Source organism: Kitasatospora sp. NPDC057512, from assembly GCF_042802135.1.
Lineage (GTDB): Bacteria > Actinomycetota > Actinomycetes > Streptomycetales > Streptomycetaceae > Kitasatospora.
Genome location: NZ_JBHVET010000781.1, coordinates 1 through 3766, shown reverse-complemented (window position 1 = coordinate 3766; position 3766 = coordinate 1). Strand labels below are relative to the sequence as shown.

General features: G+C 74.3%; 1 protein-coding gene. It reads left to right on the top strand.

The genetic code is table 11. The features are described 5' to 3' along the window. On the top strand, positions 1-3766 hold a 3766-nt coding region (locus tag ACFU6K_RS33610), incomplete at both ends, for an amino acid adenylation domain-containing protein (RefSeq protein WP_380669555.1).

The following is a 3766-nucleotide window of genomic DNA, read 5'->3' as shown; positions in this document are numbered from 1 at the left end:
GATCCTCGGCCCCGACGAGGTCCGGCCCCGGGTGCGGGTCACCGAGGCCGAGGAGGACGGGCTGCCGGAGCGGCTCGCCCGGGCGGCCCGGCTCCCGTTCGACCTGGCGGCGCAGCCCCCGCTGCGCGCTGAGCTGTTCGTCCTCGCACCGGACGAGCACGTGCTGCTCCTGGTCGTGCACCACATCGCCGGTGACGGCTGGTCCACCGGCCCGCTGGCCCGCGACCTCGCCGAGGCGTACGCCGCCAGGTGCGGCGGCCGGGCCTCCGACCGGGGCGCCCTGCCGGTGCAGTACGCCGACTACACCCTCTGGCAGCGTGAGCTGCTCGGCGACCCGGCACAACCCGACAGCCGCTTCGCCGAGCAACTCCGCTACTGGACCGATCAGTTGGACGGCCTCCCGGAACAGGTTCCGCTGCCCGTGGACCGGCCGCGGCCGGCCGTCGCCGGCTACCGGGGAGACACCCTCGGCCTCGACCTGACCGCCGAACTGCACGCCGGTCTAGCCGGGTTGGCGCGGCGTTCCGGGACCAGTCTGTTCATGGTGTTGCAGGCGGGTCTGGCGGCGCTGTACACGCGGCTCGGCGCGGGGGAGGACATCCCGATCGGTTCGCCGATCGCGGGCCGGACCGACGAGGCGCTCGACGAGCTGGTCGGGTTCTTCGTCAACACGCTGGTGCTGCGCACCGACACCAGTGGTGACCCGAGCTTCCTCGAACTGCTGGAGCGGGTGCGGGAGACCGCGCTCGCCGCCTACGCCCACCAGGACGTGCCGTTCGAGCACCTGGTCGAGGTGCTGAACCCCTCCCGCTCGCTCTCCCACCACCCGCTGTTCCAGACGATCCTCGCCGTACAGAACGCCCCGATGGGGGAGTTCACGCTGCCCGGCCTCCGGGTGTCCGCCCGCGCCGTGCCGACCGGGACCGCCAAGTTCGACCTCGGTTTCAACCTGAGCGAGCGCTTCGGCCCCGACGGCGGCCCGGACGGGATCACCGGCGTGGTCGAGTACGCCACGGAGCTGTTCGACCGGGGCACGGTCGCCGCCCTCGCCCGGCGCTGGACGCTCCTGCTGGAGGCGGCCGTCGCCGATCCGGACCGACCGATCGGCGCGATCGACCTCCTGGAGACGGCGGAGCGGCGCGAGTTGCTGGAGCACGGCAACGCGACCGCCCGAGCGGTGGCCGCCGTGCCGGTGCCGGAGGCGTTCGCGGCGCAGGTGGCCGCGACGCCGGACGCGCTCGCCCTGGCGTGTGGCGGTACGGAACTGACGTATCGTCAACTGAACGAGCGGGCCAATCGGTTCGCTCACGTGCTGATCGCCCGCGGGGTGGGTCCGGAGCGGTTGGTGGCGGTGGCGCTGCCGCGGTCGGTGGAGTCGGTGGTGGCGGTCCTCGGTGTGCTGAAGGCGGGGGCGGCCTATCTGCCGGTGGATCCGGCGTATCCGGCGGAGCGGATCGCGTTCATGCTGGTGGACGCCCGTCCGGTGCTGGTGGTGGACGACCCGGCGCTGGTGACGGAGGTGTCCGGATGGCCGGACACCGATCCGGAGGTCGTCCTGGACGTCCGGAACCCGGCGTACGTGATCTACACCTCGGGTTCGACCGGGCGCCCGAAGGGTGTCGTGGTGAGCCATGCCGGGGTGGCGAGCCTGGTCGCCGCCCAGATCGAGCGGTTCGCGATCGAACCGGGCAGCCGGGTGCTGCAGTTCGCCTCGCCGAGCTTCGACGCCTCGGTGTCGGAGATCTACACCGCCCTGCTGTGCGGGGCTGCCCTGGTGCTGCCCCCGGCGGCGGACCCGGTCGCGGCGCTGGCCGACCCGGGCCTCGCGGTCACTCACGCGACCGTGCCCCCGTCCGTCCTGGCCGCCCTGCCGGAGGGCGCGCTCACCGTGTCGACCCTGGTGGTGGCGGGGGAGGCCTGCCCGCCGGAGCTGGTGGCGCGGTGGGCGCCGGGCCGGCGGATGATCAACGCGTACGGTCCGACCGAGACCACGGTGTGCGCGACCATGAGCGACCCGCTGTCCCCGGGCTCGGGCGTGCCGCCGATCGGCCGGCCGATCGCCAACGCCCGGGTGTACGTGCTGGACGGGCGGCTGCGCCTGGTGCCGCCGGGCGTACCGGGGGAGCTGTACGTCGCGGGCGCGGGTCTGGCGCGCGGTTACCTGGACCGGCCCGGGCTGACCGCCGGGCGGTTCGTGGCCTGCCCGTTCGAGTCCGGGGAGCGGATGTACCGCACCGGCGATGTGGTGCGCCGGCGTGCCGACGGTGAGTTGGAGTACGTCGGCCGGGCGGACGAGCAGGTGAAGGTGCGCGGCTTCCGGGTCGAGCCGGGCGAGGTCGAGACGGCGTTGGCCGAGCACCCCGCCGTTGCCCGGGCCGCCGTCCTCGCCCAGGACGACCGGCTCATCGGCTACGTCGTCCCCCGCCAGGAGGAGGCCCGCGACAGCGCCCTGGAAGCGGACCACGTGGGCGAGTGGCGGGACATCTACGACGCCCTGCCCATCTCACCCGGAGAGGCCGCCTTCGGGCAGAACTTCGTCGGCTGGAACAGCAGTTACGACGCGAGCCCGATCCCTGTCGAGCAGATGCGGGAGTGGCGGGACGCCACGGTGGCCCGCATCCTGGCCCTGCGCCCCCGCCGGGTGCTGGAGGTCGGCGTCGGCACCGGCCTGCTGCTCTCGCAGGTCGCACCGCACTGCGAGACGTACTGGGCGACCGACTTCTCCGCCACCGCGATCGAGGCGCTCACCGCCCAGGTGGCCGGGCAGGAGGAGCTGAGCGGCCGGGTCGTCCTGCACACCCGCCCGGCGCACGACATCGACGGCCTGCCGGTCGGGGAGTTCGACACCATCGTGATCAACTCGGTGGTGCAGTACTTCCCGTCCGCCGACTACCTCGCCGACGTGATCGGGAAGCTGATGGGGCTGCTCGCCCGCGGCGGCGCGCTCTTCGTCGGCGACGTCCGCAACCTGCGATTGCTGCGCCCGCTGGCCACCGCCGTCCAGCTCCACCGGGCCGCCGACGGTGCCGACCTGCCCGCCGTGCGCCGCGCGGTGGAGCAGGCCCTGCTGGTGGAGAAGGAACTCCTGGTCGACCCGGACTTCTTCACCGCGCTGCGGGAGCACGGCACCGACATCGGCGCGGTGGCCGTGGAGGTCAAGCGCGGACGCCACCACAACGAGCTGACCCGCTACCGCTACGACGTCACCCTGCGGACCCGGCCCGCCGCACCGGCGGCTGGCGAGGCGGCCGTCGAGCTGCTCTGGGGCCGGGACGTGGCCGGCCTGCCGGAGCTGCGTGAGCTGCTCGGACGGCACGACGGCCGCGCGGTCCGGATCACCGGGGCGCCCAACCGCCGGGTGGCGCACGAGGCGGCCCTGGCGCGGGCCGTGCAGGGCGAGGACCTCCCGCTCGGGCGGCTGCTGGACCGGCTGCACACACCGCAGGAGGACACAGCGCCCGATCCCGAGGACTTCCACGCCCTCGGGGACGAGTTCGGCCGCCCGGTCTCCCTCACCTGGTCCGCCGCCGGCCCGGACGCCCTGGACGTGCTCTTCGACGGCGTACCCGGTGACGCCCCGGTTGAGGGGTACCGGCCCGTCCGGGGCGCCGGCACGGCGCTGTCCGCGCTCACCAACCGCCCGGCCGGGCACCGCGGCGCCTCGGCCCTCGTCGCCGGCCTCCGCGACTGGCTGGGGGCCCGGCTGCCCGACTACCTGGTGCCGTCGGCGTTCGTGGTGCTGGACGCGCTGCCGCTGACCGCCAAC